12 protein-coding genes are annotated in these 18324 nt (G+C 42.7%); all 12 read left to right on the top strand.

What is annotated here, in order from left to right; translation table 11 throughout:
* Nucleotides 1-18: 18 nt before the first annotated feature.
* Entirely contained in the window at nucleotides 19-2427 is a 2409-nt protein-coding gene (locus E2P86_RS12225; protein WP_134433340.1) for a BACON domain-containing protein, read from the top strand.
* Between the two features lie 5 nt (nucleotides 2428-2432).
* A complete protein-coding gene (locus E2P86_RS12220; protein ID WP_134433338.1) occupies nucleotides 2433-4616 on the top strand; it encodes a DUF5689 domain-containing protein in 2184 nt (727 codons plus the stop codon).
* Between the two features lie 4 nt (nucleotides 4617-4620).
* Nucleotides 4621-5436: an endonuclease/exonuclease/phosphatase family protein gene (locus E2P86_RS12215; protein ID WP_206367965.1), complete on the top strand. Its 816-nt coding sequence runs from the start codon at nucleotides 4621-4623 to the stop codon at nucleotides 5434-5436.
* Nucleotides 5437-5762: 326 nt separating this feature from the next.
* Complete coding sequence (locus E2P86_RS12210; RefSeq protein WP_085471379.1) at nucleotides 5763-6356, top strand: RNA polymerase sigma factor; 594 nt, start codon at nucleotides 5763-5765, stop codon at nucleotides 6354-6356.
* A gap of 94 nt (nucleotides 6357-6450) precedes the next feature.
* Nucleotides 6451-7623, top strand: coding sequence for a FecR family protein (locus E2P86_RS12205; RefSeq protein ID WP_134433336.1), 1173 nt, complete (start codon nucleotides 6451-6453; stop codon nucleotides 7621-7623).
* A gap of 205 nt (nucleotides 7624-7828) precedes the next feature.
* Nucleotides 7829-11137 (top strand): SusC/RagA family TonB-linked outer membrane protein, encoded by a 3309-nt coding sequence (locus E2P86_RS12200; protein ID WP_134434048.1) that lies wholly within the window; start codon nucleotides 7829-7831, stop codon nucleotides 11135-11137.
* 17 nt (nucleotides 11138-11154) lie between these two features.
* Nucleotides 11155-12624, top strand: a complete 1470-nt coding sequence (locus E2P86_RS12195) for a RagB/SusD family nutrient uptake outer membrane protein (protein ID WP_134433334.1) — start codon at nucleotides 11155-11157, stop codon at nucleotides 12622-12624.
* Between the two features lie 16 nt (nucleotides 12625-12640).
* On the top strand, nucleotides 12641-13495 hold the full coding sequence (locus tag E2P86_RS12190; protein ID WP_134433332.1) for a DUF4843 domain-containing protein: 855 nt from the start codon (nucleotides 12641-12643) through the stop codon (nucleotides 13493-13495).
* A gap of 23 nt (nucleotides 13496-13518) precedes the next feature.
* Nucleotides 13519-15063 (top strand): PKD-like family lipoprotein, encoded by a 1545-nt coding sequence (locus E2P86_RS12185; RefSeq protein ID WP_134433330.1) that lies wholly within the window; start codon nucleotides 13519-13521, stop codon nucleotides 15061-15063.
* A gap of 21 nt (nucleotides 15064-15084) precedes the next feature.
* The gene (locus E2P86_RS12180) at nucleotides 15085-16203 is read left to right on the top strand and encodes a TlpA disulfide reductase family protein (RefSeq protein WP_085471384.1); all 1119 of its coding nucleotides are present in this window, start codon (nucleotides 15085-15087) and stop codon (nucleotides 16201-16203) included.
* Between the two features lie 217 nt (nucleotides 16204-16420).
* Entirely contained in the window at nucleotides 16421-16942 is a 522-nt protein-coding gene (locus E2P86_RS12175; protein ID WP_134433328.1) for a hypothetical protein, read from the top strand.
* A 75-nt stretch (nucleotides 16943-17017) separates the two neighbouring features.
* The gene (locus tag E2P86_RS12170; protein ID WP_085471386.1) at nucleotides 17018-18319 is read left to right on the top strand and encodes a D-alanyl-D-alanine carboxypeptidase/D-alanyl-D-alanine-endopeptidase; all 1302 of its coding nucleotides are present in this window, start codon (nucleotides 17018-17020) and stop codon (nucleotides 18317-18319) included.
* Nucleotides 18320-18324: the final 5 nt, after the last annotated feature.

Genomic DNA, 18324 nt, shown 5'->3' with positions numbered 1-18324 from the left:
TCGTTACGTATTTAACAAATGAAAAAGATAGTATTACGATATAAACTAGCGACTCTAAGCATGCTTATGGTCGTGGTCGCTCTGTTTACGCAGTGTGATCGCAAATATGAAATGGATCTTTCCTTGGCTGTAAATTCCAATGAGGTTCACCTGGAAGCCGTTGAAGGGAAGACTAAGATTATGGTCTACGCGAATGGCGATTGGCAAGTTTCGCTGAAAGAGGACGTTGATTGGATTACCTTAGATCGGACTAGCGGTTACGGTAATGGAGATCTTTTGTTTTCATATACGCAGAACTTTGGCGTTTCCCGAAGTGTGACTTTGTTACTTTCCAAAGGGAAAGAGCAGCAGGAAATCAAAATTATACAAAAAGGATTAGACGCGGCTTTCCGCTTTTCGAAGTCGAAGTATACCATTACCAAAAATGCCTTTCAAATTAATCTGCCTATCGTTAACGACGTAAAGTCAAATGTTAAAAAGATGAAGGTGGAATATTTGTATGATGACGAAACTTCTGAAAAATGGGTCACTAATTTAGATTTTACAGAAAATAGTGTGGTCTTTACGGCTTTAGAGAACAATGCTGGTAGAAATCGAACCGTGCGAATTTACCTTACGGTAATTGATGGTTTTGATAAAGAGTATACCGTATTTACAGATGTTGATCAATCACAACTTGCTCCAACCTTAGAGCAACGTAAAGCGGAATCGCTCTTGACACGGAGTGCCAAGCTCGATACGCTAATCGTGAAGGGAAATGTCGGTGCATTATTTCCTGATTTTGAGAAGCATGTAACCTATGAACAGGACAATGGTTGGATCGAGCAGGTCGATCTGCTAAACGATAGCTTGTTGGTTATTGCTGTTCGTGCAAATGATAGCGGACTGGAGCGTACGGCCAATGTTCAACTGAAATATGTTAATAACGGTACGACATACATTGATCTTACACATAAAGTAATCCAGTCGGCCGACGATTTTACCTACACCACCATGGAGGAGTTAAAGGCGTTGATCCCGGGGGCTGAAGGAGAGGCAAGGATTGTTATGCCTTTACGGGTATTAGAGGCTTTTGTTAGCTCTGATGCGGCTAACACCAACATGGATGTTAATCCAAACACGTCCTTTAATACGATTGATTACACCGAGGCACCAAAAACAGCGTACGTACAAAATGGAACAGGCTCTTCAGGTATTCGTTTAAAGTTCAATACTGCTGCGGCAAACTCCTTGAAACGTTACAGTAAAGTGGCGCTTTCTCTAGATGGGCTTTTATTGGTGAAGGAAGCAAATCCAACACGGTATACGATTCGCGGATTAAGTGCTTCCAACATTGTGAAGTCGGAAGCGGGAACAGTAGCTAATCTACCGCTTAAAAGTAAGTTTATTAATGAGTTGATTGATAGTGATGTATATACATTTGTGACGCTTAAAAACACCAATATAGCAGTTCCTTATGGTAGCTATGTAAACGTTAACATGGGCTACGTGGCCATATTTAACTGGAACACGGCGGGTGCAACAACGCCATATGTAGATGCCGTGCCAACGAGTGTCGTGGACGAACAAGGGGGAAGTCTTAAGGCTGTTGTAAATACAGCCGTATCCTGGAGCCGTAGTACGTTGCCGACCGGGTCAGGAACTTTCGCCGGAATCATTGTTCACCATAAATTGATTAAGTATGGATACGGGACAGGAGAAATTGGACGATATAGTATTCGACCGGTGACTCAATCGGATATTAAACTTCAAGATGCTGAGAAGGTAAAAACATTAGTCGAGTGGCGCTGGATGAATATGAGTAACCTGAGTGCAACGGGAACATACACACAGGTCAATGGTGCGATAGTTCCGGCGGTTGGACAAGGGGAAATGCGTCCAACGGTGAGTGGTGCTGCGGTCTCTATGGGAGCCCACCCAATTTACCATACCGATGCGGCTTCTAAAGTCGTGCCTAGCTCGGCGTTACAGTATTCAACAAAATGGTGGAACAGTACGGCAAATAAAGGAGAAGGTATTGTGCTGAAGTTCGCTACGACTGGTATTTCTGGGAAGGTCTTAACGGTTAATTTCACGCAAGGTGGTGGCTCGGGAACAGCTGCAACTTTACATGTGCCTGCTTATTGGGAAGTTGCTTACTCGTTGGATGGTGTGACCTATACGGTCTTGCCGGGGTCAACCTATGGTATTCGTCCATTAGCGGGTTGGGGACTTAATCACGAGTATACGGCGAATGGACTAAACTCCTACGCGTTTAAGTTGCCGAATGAATTATTCAATAAACCAAATGTGTACGTGAAGCTGCAAGCAAAAAATAATATCGGGGGGGCCAACACGGCTACAGGCGCTGAAGATGGTCGTATTACAGATGCTTCAGCAAATATAACAGTGCGGTGGGGCGCAGTTTCACTAAAATATATTCAGTAGATCTCATGAAAAAAAAGAACATAACAATACGGTTAATAGGTGCCTGTTTCTTGTTTTTATTGGCTTTTGCTTGTAAGAAAGATGATGCGGCCTATCTGAAATTTTCCGAGCTTGGAACAACTGTGAAAGAATATACCGTTTCCGCAGAACCAGGACAGGTCGAAATCAAGGTGCTGTCTAACGGGGCTTTTGACGCGACGGTGCCCGCAGAAAACAATTGGTTAAAATTAAGTGGTACAAAGCTGAAGGGCGATACCAGCTTTCTGATGGTTTATGACGGTAATGACGGTTTTCCGAGAAAGTCACAGGTCGCTTTATATGCGCCAGAAAGTGAGCGCTTTGATACGGTATGGGTAAAGCAACAAGGGAAGCAAACTCCGGTACTTAATTTCCCGACATTGAACACAACGGTATTAGGAAATGGCGGACGGGTTACGGGGAAATTGGAGACGAATATACCTTTTGAGGATATTAAGGTACAAGTCGTATACCCAACGCCCGATGTGACGCCGTGGGTTAACAATGATTTTAGTTTGGAAAAATCGACCAGCGATTTTAGTTTTTCCGTTCAACCTAACCCAGACCAAAATGAACTTCGAAGTGTACAGTTGCGCCTATCATATACCGATGGATGGGGCGTAGAACATGTCTCTACCTTATACCTCTTGCAAGCAAATGCACAGAATATGTTTGGTACGAAAGCAGAATTTCCAGAAGTACGTGTATGGGCGGGAGAGAAGATTACGAAAGATTTGTTTATAGAAGGGGTTGTCGTAAGCGATGTTGGGAACCAGAATGTAGGCGATTTCGTGCAAACAACACCAACGGTTATTAATTATACACAAAATGATCGTACAGTCTATGTGCAGAGTGTGGATGGACGTTATGGTTTCCGTATCCTAACCAATACGGTGGCTGATAACATCTTTAAGCGATACAGTAAGGTGCAGGTGCTATTAAAGGGTGTAGCGGTGGAGAAGGAATCGAATCCAGATCACTATACCTTAACCGGGGTAACTTCTATGATGGTGATGAGCCAAGTTGAAGGTAATGCAAGCCAGCTTCCTGTAAAACAGAAGTATATGTCGGAATTGACCGATGACGATATCTATACGTTTGTGACATTGAAAGATGTGGAATTTCCAGTAAGAAAGGGATCATTTACCCCGATTAATGAGGGATATTCGACGCTTTTTTCGGCACACCGAGTAGCGAAGTATCCTTTGTTGATGCGCGATATACAGGGGAATAGTATGTTTACCATGACTAATACACGTACGTCATACCGACGAGATGGTGCGATTTTACCGTATGGATCGGGAAAACTATCAGGTATTATAGTGCATGAGAATTTTACCCGATTTGAATATGAAGATGGCGTTTCAGATGAGGACTATGGCAATATCGGTCGATATCAGATTCGACACCTCACTAAAGATGATATCAAGATGGCGGCTTCGGTAGATCAGGGATTTTCTAGTCTACTTGTGGAATATCAATATCCAAATATCACAAATGGTGTTGCTTTTCCAACTTATGGCAGTAATGGTAAGATGAGTTTTTCTGCACCGACGGTTAATCTAGGGATGAATATCGATTATTCATATTTAGGTCCTGTTGGAGCGACCAACTTGGGGAATACCAATCAATATGGAAATGGGGTATTGACCGGCGCTGGCACGAAGCAGAATACAGCGACGACAACAAATTCAGATGGAAAAGGAGCGGTGACGAATGGTGCAATTACAGCATCCACTATGTGGTGGAACTACGATAAGAATAGAGGGGAAGGCTTTGTTGTCGAATTTTCTTCACAGGGGATATCGAGCAGTCAATTATCGTTGCAATTAACAGCGCTAAACCTTGTGGGCGGAACGGGTAAAGGGGCTCCTCGCTTTTGGAAGGTAGAGTGGTCTACGCATGGTAATATGGATGGTACCTGGACTAAAATTCAATCTTTTACCGTACCCGATGCTCCTTTATGGGCCAATACAACAATACATCAGTTGGCAGCTTACAAGAATATCAACATGAAGTTGCCTTTAGCTTTGCTCGGTCAGGAGAAAGTTTTCTTGCGGCTGGTCGTTGATAAGAATTTAGGATCGGATGGAAACAGTTATGCGAGTGAACCATTATCGGTAAGTACAACAACAGGGATTGGTTATTTAGCCATTCGCTATAATAAATAGAAAAATGATGTTACGAAAGTTTTTACTTATGCTGGTTTTATTCGGCATGACTTATACGTTCGCTGTTGGACAGACGGCAGATCGATTACCCTTACGTTTGAAAGTTGGCGTATACAACCTCGGTCATTTTAACCAAGGTCGTGTCGGTGGCTTCCAGGGAACTGGAAACTGGATGAAAGCAGAGTTGGTTCGATGGAAAAACTGGGTGGGAGAGCAAGGACTCGATATTTTTGCCGTGAACGAGTGGAGTCATTACTTTGATAAAGATAGTACGCGTGTGGCTTCCGATGAAATTTTGAAACCTTTTTACAATAACATATACTTCGGAAAGGAGCACAAATGGATATACAACGGAATCGCGACAAACTATACCTTGGAAAATATTCGCCAGGAGAATTGGGATGGTGATTATTATGCGATCCTGGGCGACCTGAAGATTGGTGATAAGGTAATTACTATTATATCTTCGCACATTCCGTGGCAAAAGGATTGGCATGCTCGTTCATTAGACGCCTTGGTTAATATGTTGAAGAAGTATGAATACTTCATTTGCATGGGCGATATGAATGCCTCTGATAATGGACAGCTGAAGTTTACCAATGCTGGTTTTAACATGGCAAATGGAGGTAGCATGGGATGGTTCGCAACGGCTGCTGGCGGTAATACCGCTGAGGGAAGGACTGGCGCAGTACCGAATAAAAGTATTGATAATATTGTGACAAGCAGTAATATTAAGATTATGCAGGTGAAGGCTCCCTTTACAACGTTGAATGATTTGGACCATCTTCCAATCCTAGCGGATGTAATCATTACTTGGTAGTTTCGAAGCTATCAATTCGATAATTTCGAACGAAGAGCTGCAGGCCATCCATCATTCCCTATTGGTGGAGTAGTTTGCTCTGTAGGCTTTAATATCGACGGCTGACGATCCGTGCCCCGCAAAATGGGGTGCGGATTGTCAGCCTCTTTTGTTCAGAGATCAGCGATGTCAACATCGCGGTGGAAAGAATAGATCTATCAGTGGCCCCGTTCTTCTAGTGCTTTCCTTTAAAGTCGTAAATAAGCAGCAATTGTAGGATACAATAAGTTCATGACTTTTGTTTACGAAGAAATTTATATAAGTTTGTTCCCTGCAACTAACCCAGAATGCCTAGCTACCACACATATAACGATCAAGAGCTCTTAACGCTGTTTAAGACGGATGATGAACAGGCATTGGTGGAGATATACAATCGTTATTGGGAGAGGATGCTAGCTGTTGCCGTAAATCGTTTGGGAAATTTGGAGGAGGCAGAGGAGTGTGTACAAGATGTCCTGTATAAGCTTTGGCGGTTACGAGATAGCTTTACGCTGCAAAAAGATGGACTTTCGGCCTACCTCGCACGGGCCATACGAAATCATACCTTTAATGTTTTGGAACAGCGCCACCGGAGACGATCGCAGCTGTCTGAATATTCGACAGAAGAAGTTGTCGAAGCTTTATCGCCAGAGCGACAACTTATTTTTCAGGAGTTGCAAAATCAAATTGACAAGGCCATCGAGAGCCTCCCACCACAATGCAAGCTTGTTTTTATGATGAATAAAAACGAAGGGCTATCTACCAAAGAAATAGCAGAAACATTACAATTGTCTGAAAACACGGTAAAATCTCATCTGAAGAAGGCGAAAAAGGATCTTGGAAACAATACCGACCTATTGATCGCCTTGGTTTTCGCTTATATTTACCTCAATCAGTTGTAAATTCTTCTAAAAAAAGTAAAAGGAACTCACCCTTTTGTGTTTTCTGCCTGTCCTTATATATGACGGGCAAAGAATGCTTGTTTATGAATGAATAATGGAAGACACGGAACACATAGAAGAATTAGTCGCCAAGTTCCAACGAGGCGATACATTAACACCTACGCAGACCGAGACACTTTTGCAATGGTATAATAGTCATACGGATGAAAAAGTAGTCTTGATTACGGATGCTCCTTTAGGAAGGGAACAACTTAAGCAACGTATGTTGAATGGATTACTTGAACGTGTGCGTGCGGATCAGCAGGTGTTACCGAAAGCTAATAAATTACCCCGACGACTATGGGTTTCAGCTGCAGCAGCGGTCTTACTGGCTATGCTATCTATTTGGTGGTGGACCCGTAGAGATCAGGTGAATGATGGGGGTAATATAGGCTCTGAGACAGCAATCGCAGATTCGCGAGATACTAGTATTACGCCTGGGACTAATAAGGCTGTGTTGATATTGGCGGATGGGCGTCAGTTGACTTTGGATACCGGGCAAGAGGGGATTGTAATGGATGAATCTATACGTTATGCCGACGGAAGACAGGTAGCCCGTGTGCAAGATGAGCAAGTACAAAAAAAGGACCTGCAGCTGTATGTGCCCAGGGGTGGGATTTATAAGATAATGCTTGCTGATGGGACAAAAGTCTGGTTAAATGCAGACAGTCGGTTGATTTATCCATCAGTGTTTGGTGATGCCGAAAGAGCCGTAGAGTTAGAGGGGGAAGCATTTTTTGAAGTGACATCAGTTACGGATAGTCAGAAGAAAAAGATTCCTTTTATCGTACGAACCAAGGGGCAAACGGTGGAGGTGCTAGGCACTCAGTTCAATGTGAACAGTTATTTGACGCAGCCTTTTGTGAAAACAACACTGGTAGAGGGACGTGTTCAGGTGCATGCTAATCAAAAGAAGCTGCTTCTCCAGCCAGGACAGCAGGCTACAACATCCGACAATGGAACTACAGTAAGTCGCGTGAATACATCAAATTTTACGGCATGGACGGAAGGGAAATTTAGCTTTGACGGTAAATCATTTGAAGAAATATTAGACGAAGTTGGGCGGTGGTACAACTTGACGGTTGTATATCAAGGTCAGGTGCCTGATGTCGATCTGGTGGGGGATGCCTTTCGCAATCAAAAGATTAATCTGGTGCTGCGTCTTTTAGATGCTGCGGCAGTGACCTACAAGCTTGATACGGCCCATAGAAGACTAATTATTTATTAACACTATATATTAACCTAAATACAGATTTATAATGACAGATACCTAATAACCTATACCATTCCTGTGCTAACGGTTAAAAAAAGGAAAGGACTGCCATCCTTTCCCTAGATCATATCAGTTAGCCATAAAACTCCATGTTTGAAGACAGATTTTTACTAACCAAATCCATGTAAAATTAATGAATAAAAATTACTTATTACGAGTGATGAGAATAACCCTATTCTTGCTTTTGGCGGGGATGCTCTCCGTCAGTGCTAACAGCTATTCGCAGCAGATTACTTTCCGAGGGAAAAATGTTTCCTTTTTGCATCTCGTGGAAGTCATCCGTAAGCAAAGTGGCTATACGGTATTTAGCACAAAAAACACGCTTCAATCGATACCTCCCCAAAGCCTAGACGTTAAGGGGATGGATTTGATGGCTTTCCTTAAGTTGGTTACCGCCAATCAACCGGTAACGTATCAAGTAGAAGACAAAACAATCTCTTTCTTTCCTCAGGCGAAGACAGGGGACGCTAAGTCTCTTGCCACAGTAGCGACGCAACAATTTCTTACCGGCGTGGTGGTCGATAGTGAAACGAAACAACTACTGGAAGGCGTGACAGTTCAAATAAAAGGAACAGCGCTCAGTACCAGCACCAACCAAAAGGGGCAATTTCAGTTGCCTATTACTAACGTGACAGCGCGCGATGTTATCGTGTTTCGGTATGTCGGGAAGAAAACATTGGAAACGGTCTATAGTGGACAGAAAGTGCTGAATGTGCAGCTGGAACCGGCAACCGATGCGATTAAAGATGTCGTGGTGACGGGGATTTATCAGCGCGATAAGGAGAGCTTTACAGGATCCTCGGCGACCTATACTGTAAAAGAGTTACAGATGGTGGGCAATCAGAATATTTTACAAAGTTTAAAGACGCTGGATCCATCCTTTGCTATTGTTGATAACAACCTTTTTGGTTCCGATCCGAATCGGCTTCCGGATATTGAAATACGTGGTAAGAGTAGTGTTATCGGGCTGACGGACGAGTATAGCGCGAACCCAAACCAACCGTTGTTTATCTTGGATGGTTTTGAAAGCACGCTGGCCATTATTTCGGATTTGAGTATGGACCGTGTGGAAAGTATAACCTTGCTTAAAGATGCGGCGGCGGCAGCAATTTATGGGTCTAAGGCAGCCAACGGTGTTGTGGTTGTCGAAACAAAACGTCCGGTACCTGGGCAGCTGCGTGTGAATTATACCCTCAATGGGAGTGTGAATTTTGCTGATCTAACCGATTATAATTTGATGAATGCCGAGGAAAAGCTACAATTTGAATACCTTTCGGGATTTTATGGCCTCTTGAACGCAGACGGGAAACTCATTCTCGGAGCGAACCTCAATAGCGAAGCGAATTATTTGAATCGGTTGAAAGAAGTGCGTCGCGGTGTTAATACCTATTGGCCGAATGAACCCTTGCGAACTGCTTTGACCCAACGGCACACGCTTTTTGCAGAAGGTGGTGATTCCAATTTGAGGTATAGTGTTTCTGTAAATCATGGACTGACCAAAGGGGTCATGAAGGGCTCCGATAGGCAGGCCACCAATGGTAATATTCGTTTGCTCTACCGCAAAGGAAACTTCTCCGTAAATAACTCCCTGAGTATCGACAATATCAAGGCCAATAAGGAAACAACCCCTTTTTCGGATTTTTCCCGTGCTAATCCATATCACCGTAAATATGATGCGGCAGGCAATATAAAGATGGTGTTGGAAGATTTTAGTGCCACTCGTTCTGGAGATGATCCCATTTATAGCCCATTATATGACCTAAGTAACTTAAATATCAACCAACAAGGTTCTCAGGGTTTTACGAATAATTTCGAGATGGAATGGCGGGTCACAGCTCCGCTTCGTGTTAGGGGACGTTTTGGATTACGCAGCACCACGACGCATGACGAAATATTTCGATCGCCCTTTAATACAGAATTTTTGGGAACGGATGCTTTAGAGCGAGGTCGTTACAGTGAGACCAATGGTAAGAATATTAATTACGATGGAGATTTAAGTGTCACATTCGGCAAGTTATTGGGTGGTAAACATATGATCAATGCGGTGGCAGGAACGCGTATGGAGCAACTTACAAGACAGCAAAGTGCCTTTCAGGTACAAGGTTTTATTGATGATGAGTTTTCTAATCCCAATTTTGCATTGGGTTATCCCAAAGATCAACGCGCGGATTACAGCGCATCGCAGCGAAGGGGAGCTAGTTTCTTCATCAATACGGGGTATGCCTATAATCAGCGCTATCTGATGGACGCGACGTTACGCTCAGATGGCTCCTCTGTTTATGGCGCGGACCGACAATTTTCGAATATCTGGTCTGTAGGGTTGGCCTGGAATGCACATAATGAAGCTTTTCTCCAAAAGTGGACTTGGATCAATCAATTGCGGATCCGGGGATCGATAGGGAATCCCGGAAACCAAAATTTCGACGATTATATTTCGATGCGTATATACCGATATAATAATGAAAATCGTAACCCTTTTGGTGCAAGCACCATTATCAGCAATATGGGGAACCGTAGTTTGCAGTGGCAGACAACCTTGGATAGAAATGTTGGTATGGATTTAATAACGTTAGACAATCGCTTGCGGTTTAATATAGATTATTTCGTAAAAAGCACCGATCCTTTATTAGTATTTGTATCGTTGCCGACGTCTACCGGCGTCTCGAAAGTGGCGCAGAATATGGGCGGACAGGTGACACGCGGTTTTACCTTGATCAGTGATTATACCATACTACGCGGTAATGCCTTCAATTGGCGCGTAAATCTTAATGTACGTCAGCTCAAAGCTGAATATCAAAACATCGGGAATCAGCTGGGGAGTTTTAATGAAACCAATAGGAGCAGAAATCTGGTGCGCTATTACGACGGTGGCAGCCCTTCTGACTTATGGGCAGTCCGTTCTGCGGGAATCGATCCGGCTACAGGACGCGAGATCTTTATCAATAAAAATGGGGAGCAGACTTTCGTTCATAACTTTCAGGACGAGGTGATCGTAGGAAATAGCGATCCTGATCTGGAAGGCGTTATCGGCACAAACTTATTTTATAAAGGATTTACAGCTTCCATTAACCTGCGTTATCGTGTAGGAGGTCAAGCTTTTATGCAAACACTTTTTGAGAAGGTAGAAAATATTTCGGCCCGTGGTGTAGCGCTCAACCAAGATAAACGGGCGCTCTATGATCGATGGAAACAACCCGGAGACGAAGCTCGCTTTAAGGCTATATCGAGGACCGAACAAACACCGATGTCTTCTCGGTTTGTCGCTGATAATAATATGTTGATAGGGGAATCCTTTTCATTGGGCTATGAGACAACAACAGCGCCTTGGTTGCGTACTATTCGCGCCTCTTCGGTGACTTTTCGTGCCTATATGAATGATATTTTCCATGTATCGACAATTAAAAATGAACGTGGACTTGATTACCCTTTTGCGCGGTCAGTTTCATTTTCTGCGGGGTTACGTTTTTAAATTTTAGAAAGAATACGATGAAAAAAATATATAAAGCCGTGATGATCCTCTTGGTCTGCTTAGCGACCAGTTCTTGCAGTAAGTGGGTGGATGTGAAACCCATTGATCGATTAGGTGAGGATCAATTATTTGTAAATAGTGCAGGTTTTGTAAAGGCCATCAATGGAGTTTATGTCGAAATGGCAACAACGAATCTATATGGACAACATATGAGTGCCGGTCTCCTTGATGTTCTGGCTCAATATTATGTTATCCGTAGCTCCACACACACGTTTGAGAAGTATACCACCTTTGTGTATACCGATGCTAATGTGAAAGCTAATGTTGACAATATTTGGAAAAAAGCCTACGAGTTAATCGCAAACTGCAATGTAATTATCGAAAAATGTGGAGATGGCCCTAGCGAGTTACTTCCAGAGCCGTATTATAGGGTGATCAAGGGAGAAGCACTTGCGCTTCGGGCGATGCTGCATTTAGATATGCTTCGTTTGTTTGGGCCGATTTACAGCCCAGAAAGCAAAGACAAAAAAGCAATTCCGTACGTTCTTAAATCAGGCTATGAAATAGCACCTTTGCTTAGTTCGGAGGAATTTATGCAGCTGCTTACAACGGATTTGCAGCAAGCATTAGTGCTTTTGGAAACTGATCCTATCCGAACAGATGGTGTACGCAATCAAAGTAATCCATCGGGACCCAACGATTTTTACTTTCGTCAATATCGGTTAAACTATTATGCCGCCAAGGCTCTCTTGGCGCGCGCTTACTTGTGGCAAGGCAAGAAGGTGGAAGCACTTGCAGCGGCAGAGGAACTTTTGTTGGAGGTGCAGACACCAGAGAAGAAGACCTTTCCATTTGTCACTTTTGCCAATGCTACACATGTCGAAAAACCAGATCGGGTGTTTTCTACTGAAGTCATGTTTTCGTTGTACAAAAGCAACCGTCTGGAGATGTATAACCGATTGTTTGCCGTGAGCTTGCAGCCCAATAGTAAGTTATCTTTCAGTGACGGTGACATCAATGAAACCCGTGTAAATGGGCTTTATGATGATAGTAATGATTTTCGACGCCGCATCTGGCAAAGCGCCTCGACAGGTACCGTTACAGCGACGACCAATATGAAGTACGCCGATATTGTGGATGCCCCAGGTAGGTATATGGTTCCGTTAATTAGACTCTCTGAGGTGTTGTTAATTGCGGCGGAATGCCATCCTGATCTCACAACGGGCATACGCTATTTTAATACGCTTCGGACGGCTCGTAATTGTGTGTCCCTAACGCCGGCTAATTCAGCTTTGCTGAAGCAGGAGATAATGAAAGAGTTTCGTCGTGAAATGCTAGGGGAAGGACAACAGTTTTTCTTTTATAAAAGGAATGGTTATCAGTCGCTTCCCAACCATGCTACGGTAAGCTTGACGCCGGAGAAAACCATGGTTTTAAACAATTATATTATTCCGCTACCGGATAGTGAAACAGCACAACGACAATAATATATCGATTAACAATATGAAAAAAATATGGATATATCTGCTTTTAAGCATAACGGTGATTATGTTGGAAAGCTGTGAAAAGGATATTATGCCTTACGAAGGCAAAGAAGGGGTTTATTTTGGTGTTCGCTGGGGCGATTTACATCGGGCAGAATCTTCATGGCCTTATCAATCGTATAGTAATGTAGACTTTGTATCAATTGGAAAGGATGTTGTTGATATGGCAATTAAAGTTGATATCTCAGGCCCAGTTAAGAGCTATGATCGTACATTTTATGTCGAAGTGAATAATGATTCTACGACGGCTACTTTGGGCAAGCATTACGAAGCATTTAAGCGAGAATGGGTTGTTCCGGCAGGTGCAACTTCTGCTGTCATGGTGGTGCGCTTAATGCGTACACCGGATTTAGAGGAAACACCGCAGACCCTAGGCCTGCGTCTGCTGGTTAGTCCCGACTTTGAATTGTCTTTTCCCGCGTGGGATGCTATTCCTTCTTTGGATGGCGGGGCAAGTGTCAAAAAGTTTGATGCAAGCTTGCATACCCTACGGATAAACGACGTCATGATTCGTCCGGCAGTATGGTCCGGTTCGATACAGGCCGGCAATCGCGAATCAGGGCTCTTTGGTGTTTTTAGTCGACGTAAGATGGAATTTTTTCAAGATTATCTCGGACTTAAATACGAAGACTTTGCTAATACCCAGATTATGCCGATGGCACGGCAAATGCTTATTTCAAACGATGGTACGGCGGCGCTTGTTCGGTTGTTTAATGCCGGGACCCCTGTTTTAGAGGATGATGGCCGCTTGATGTGGATGGGGACCGTTCCATGGACGTCCTATATTGGTGTGCCGTGGGTTCCTGCTCGTTAGTTTAACTTATTTAAGATTGAAAAATGAAATTATTATATTTTCCGCTCATCTTTAGCTGCATGCTAGCTATAGTATCCTGTAGTAAAGATTTAGGTAATTACAATTATAAGGATATTAATGAATTAGATATTAAGGGTGTTCTTACTAATTATATGGTGCGTACGGGGCTTGATACCTTGCACATTAATCCTACTATTACCGCGACTGAAGAACAGTCTGGTAGCGATAGATATGAGTATCTGTGGATTCTTAAAACAGGGTCACTGACGTTTGATACGATAAGTAGAGAAAGGAACTTATCGTATCCCATTCTCCTTAATCCTGTTCCTTACGACCTGTTTTATCGGGTGATGGATAAGGTGACCGGCGTTACATGGACGGCTAATACAAAAATAACGGTTAGTACGGCCTATTCCCGTGGACTTCTGATTATGGGCGAAAATGAGAACGGATTTGCGGAAGCAGAGATGTTATCTATGTTGTCGGATACGTTGCATATTAAAGGTATTCTTTCTAAAAGTGGCCTACCGTCGTTGCGGGAACCGATCAGTCTTGTACATACAGCCGGTGACGCCTCCTATATCCGCCTCTGGGCCATGACAAAAACAGGGTCTTATTTTCTTGATCGTGCTACCATGACGGCTACCACAGCAAATAATTTAGGACGCTTTTTATTCACCTCGGATGAAATAGATCCACAAACGGTGCACCCCGTCGTTATCGCTCCGCAGGTGCGTACGGCAGCTGGAGCTGTCGGCAGTACTTTGTATCGTGCATTGGTGACGGTCGGTGGTGATGTGTTCTCCAGTGTGCCATTGATTATGGGGGGCGATTTCTATAACAATCCGATAAACCGAGTCGCTTCGGCACTGGATGTACGTATTCCTGCAGCGCCATATTTATTGTATCCGATTGGAAGTATGAGCAGTATTATGTGGTATGATACACGTAACCAACGCTTTTTAAATCATACCAGTATTGGAGTTTCTACCTCCTCAACTCCGTTGACTGATGGAGTAAATGATGTGTTCCCATGGAATCAACCTGTCGGACGCACCTTGGTGTATGCGGAGAACACCCGGAATACGGATGGTGGATCAACGAATGGAAATTCCTTTGCTATTATGAAGGATACAGATAACACATCTCATATCTATAAATTTTATGCGAATGGAACCAATCCCGCCAAACGTGCCGCTTATAAAGTGAAAGCTATCGCAACTGATTTCGATAAAGCGAGTCTATATGCTTTTTCATCCAATAGAACGGTTGTCTTTTATGCGGTGGGTAAAACTTTGTATGCCTATGATTATAACCCTGGTTTTGAGAAAATATATACATTTCCGGAGTTGGGGGATGCGGAGGTAACCATGGTTAAATTTGATACCCAAATGGACCATGTGGTCAATAGTCTCTATATCGCGACCTACGATACGGCATCAAAAGGTACGCTGAGACGCTTCCGGGTTGGAACGAACCCGAATGTAGTCGAGCTTTCATTGCAGGATAACAGCACGTGGACAGATATGATAAAGATTAAAGATATCAATTGGCGCGCTATTAATTAATCACTTTCAAAAAACTAAAGAATGAAAAGAACAAAATTAAAAATGCTTTTTATGTTAGTCGCGGCGCCTGTTTTGGCGTTTTCGCAAACAACTAATTTTACGCTGCAAGGCCAGGTGCCAGCTGCTGATAACGGTAAGTTTATCAAGCTTTACTACGAAAATAAAGACTCAAAAGTCGTGGATAGCGTGTTGGTAAAGAACGGCCGGTTTTCGTTTAAAGGGACGCTTAATGCACCTACTGTGGGTAAGGTCAGCTTCTTAGGGGAAGAGGCAGGTGACCGGTTTGATGTTTTTCTTGCTGAGGGAACGGTAAATTTGTCGGCTAAGAAATCCCTTGCTCAAGCTACAGTGTCGGGGACGGATTTAGCGAAAAACTACGAAAAGTTAGCGCAAAAACTAAGGCCAGAAGAGCATAAAATTTTTAATGCTTTAAGTCAGTTTAAAGATATGCCGGAAGGGGATGAAAAAAAGGCATACATCACCAAGGTGTTGGAAGATTTGGATGTATATACCCGCTTTAGAAGAGAGACCATTCATCAATTTGTTTTGGAAAATCCAAATTCATATGTTGCTCTTCATCAATTGGAAAAAACAGCACAGGGTCGTATGGCTAATTATGAAACTACTTTTCCTTTTTATGATAAATTAAGTGCCGATCTTAAAGCAACAATGCTGGGCAAAGAATTCGGAGAACGGTTGCTTCTGGCAAAGGGAGATCTAACGGGGCAGCCGTATAAGGATTTTTCTTCTACTACACCAGAGGGTAAAGAATTGAGCCTGCATAGTATCCTTCAGAAGAATAAGTACACCCTAGTTGATTTTTGGGCGAGTTGGTGTGGCCCTTGCCGTAAAGAAAATCCACATGTTGTGAAAACTTATGAGGCATTTAAAGATAAAGGATTTACTGTGCTTAGCGTTTCACTCGATGATGACATGTCCAGATGGACCGCTGCCATTGAAAAGGATGGCATGCCTTGGCATCATGTTTCCAGTCTTAAAGGATGGAAAGAACCAGCCGCTGCATTGTACGGTGTACGTGCTATTCCACAAAACGTGTTGATTGATGCTAACGGTAATATTGTTGCCAGTAATTTGAGAGGGGAGACCTTGTTCGCAAAGGTGCAGAGTTTGTTGCGGTAGTTTTTTAGATCCAGTAATAAGCTTTGCTAAAGGTATACGATATGGCATATAGCATAGGAAAGTTTTTTTGGAACAAATGTTGTTTATAAGTTTATAATTATATTTTAAGTATTTTATTTTAACTAAATCGAATTTCGTTTGTTAAAAAATAAGGTTTCAGTACGACAGTACTGAAACGCTATACTTATTAATTTATCACTTTTAAATATTATAAACTATGTGTTCCAACTTAAGTTATCCAAAAGATGGTTATGATGTGCCGCAAGGTAATGTGCTTGTTCTGAGTTGTATAGATTTGCGTTTAACAGACAATTTGCAAGAGTTTCTAAATTACGATAACCTCACCAATCGATATGACCTCTTTGCTTTAGCGGGGGCTGCGTTGATGACACAGCGGGAGAATCCGAAGCTGCAAGGGCATTTTGTGACGGTGAGCGAAGAAGAAAAGAAAAAATTGCATGTGTGGAAAGATATCTGGGATATGCATTTAAATATATCGCTTGATCTCCACCATATCGAGGATGTTTACATCGTAGAACATGAAAATTGTGGCGCATACAAGGCATATTTAACGGAAGCCTATCTCAAAAAGGGAGAAGAGAAACGGCATGATGAGTTTGCAGCTGCGCTTACGACAAGTATCCTCGCGACGCATCCCTACTTAAACGTACATACCTTTTATATTGACCTCCGTGGGAATATTAAGTTGCTACGCACAAAAAAAGGTATAAAAAAATAGTTGCAATTCTTTTTTTCAAGGAACCCGGTGCGAAGAAGCACCGGGTTTTTCTATTCCTTTTTGTATGTTTACATTATGAATAGATACCTTTTAAGTGCTTTATTGTCCATTTTTTTTGTGCGGGCTCAGGCGCAGGAGTTTGATGCATTAAAATATGAATTTGACAATTCTACAGTACTGAAAGGCTATTTTTATGGTTTTAACCTGTACGATCTAGATCAAAATAGATTTCTTTTTGGTACACAAGAAGATAAATACTTTACACCGGCTTCTAATACCAAAGTTTTTACCCTGTTCACCACCTTGAAAAATATTGGAGATTCTATCCCTGGGTTACAGTATGTCACGCGCGGAGACTCTTTGATTTTCTGGGGAACTGGGGATCCAACCTTCTTACATAGTAAGTTGGATTCCAGAAAGGTGTATAACCTATTAAAACAAACGGATAAAAAGCTGTTTTATGTAGAGGAGAAATCCGTCGAAGAACCATTTTATCGGAATGGTTGGGCAATTGAAGATTTTGAAGAGTACTATCAGCCAGAATTAAGCAGCTTTCCAATCTATGGGAATGTAGTGACTTTCCGGGAAAAGGCTGGACGATTGGTTACGGAACCTTCTTTTTTTAACGCACAGATTTCGGTGAAGGAACAGCAGGGGAAGAAATTTAACTTAACGCGGAGCTTCGATGCTAATTTGTTTTATATGAATTCGACTCGTGTTCCAAATAACTATGTGAATGAAAAGCCTTTTCGCTATTCACCTTCATTTTTTGTAGAGCTTCTTCAAGATACGCTTCATAAAACGGTGGAACGGATTCAATACCAGAAACCGAAGGATATTACTGTACTTTATTCTATCGACACCAAAACTGTTTTGCGGGAAATGATGCTTCCAAGTGATAATTTTTTGGCAGAGCAGCTCACCATGGTGGCCGCTATGGAGAAGTTCGGTTCATTTCGGACGGCCGAACTGCGGAAGTATATGATGGATACCTATTATCATTACTTTACAGATAAAATTGACTTGAATGATGGAAGTGGATTGTCTGCATACAATAAGGTGACGCCGCGTAGCATGGTCGAATTGCTGCTTCTTGTTCAAGCGGAGTTAACGAATCCGGACGATCTTCACCATGTTTTCCCCACGGGGGGAGTCGACGGAACAATAAAGTCAGCTTACAGTTTAGATCGAGGGGAGCCTTTTGTATGGGCAAAGACAGGAACGATTACTTCGGTACATTGCCAAAGCGGTTTTATCAAAACGCGATCAGGAAGAAACCTCGTTTTTTCCTTTATGAATAACAATTTTATAGGGTCTGCTAGTCCCGTGCGTAAGGAAATGGTTCGATTGATTACTTTTATTAGACAGAATTATTAGGAAGT

It is taken from the genome of Sphingobacterium psychroaquaticum (assembly GCF_004421025.1).
GTDB classification, from domain to species: domain Bacteria; phylum Bacteroidota; class Bacteroidia; order Sphingobacteriales; family Sphingobacteriaceae; genus Sphingobacterium; species Sphingobacterium psychroaquaticum.
Note: the sequence above shows the minus strand (reverse complement) of the source record. Positions and strands in the feature narration are given on the sequence as shown.

Excerpts from the sequence above, each read along its gene's own strand:
- E2P86_RS12225 (WP_134433340.1), top strand. The coding sequence starts at position 19 with ATGAAAAAGATAGTATTACGATATAAACTAGCGACTCTAAGCATGCTT.
- E2P86_RS12220 (WP_134433338.1), top strand. The coding sequence starts at position 2,433 with ATGAAAAAAAAGAACATAACAATACGGTTAATAGGTGCCTGTTTCTTG.
- E2P86_RS12215 (WP_206367965.1), top strand. The coding sequence starts at position 4,621 with ATGATGTTACGAAAGTTTTTACTTATGCTGGTTTTATTCGGCATGACT.
- E2P86_RS12210 (WP_085471379.1), top strand. The coding sequence starts at position 5,763 with ATGCCTAGCTACCACACATATAACGATCAAGAGCTCTTAACGCTGTTT.
- E2P86_RS12205 (WP_134433336.1), top strand. The coding sequence starts at position 6,451 with ATGGAAGACACGGAACACATAGAAGAATTAGTCGCCAAGTTCCAACGA.
- E2P86_RS12200 (WP_134434048.1), top strand. The coding sequence starts at position 7,829 with ATGAGAATAACCCTATTCTTGCTTTTGGCGGGGATGCTCTCCGTCAGT.
- E2P86_RS12195 (WP_134433334.1), top strand. The coding sequence starts at position 11,155 with ATGAAAAAAATATATAAAGCCGTGATGATCCTCTTGGTCTGCTTAGCG.
- E2P86_RS12190 (WP_134433332.1), top strand. The coding sequence starts at position 12,641 with ATGAAAAAAATATGGATATATCTGCTTTTAAGCATAACGGTGATTATG.
- E2P86_RS12185 (WP_134433330.1), top strand. The coding sequence starts at position 13,519 with ATGAAATTATTATATTTTCCGCTCATCTTTAGCTGCATGCTAGCTATA.
- E2P86_RS12180 (WP_085471384.1), top strand. The coding sequence starts at position 15,085 with ATGAAAAGAACAAAATTAAAAATGCTTTTTATGTTAGTCGCGGCGCCT.
- E2P86_RS12175 (WP_134433328.1), top strand. The coding sequence starts at position 16,421 with ATGTGTTCCAACTTAAGTTATCCAAAAGATGGTTATGATGTGCCGCAA.
- E2P86_RS12170 (WP_085471386.1), top strand. The coding sequence starts at position 17,018 with ATGAATAGATACCTTTTAAGTGCTTTATTGTCCATTTTTTTTGTGCGG.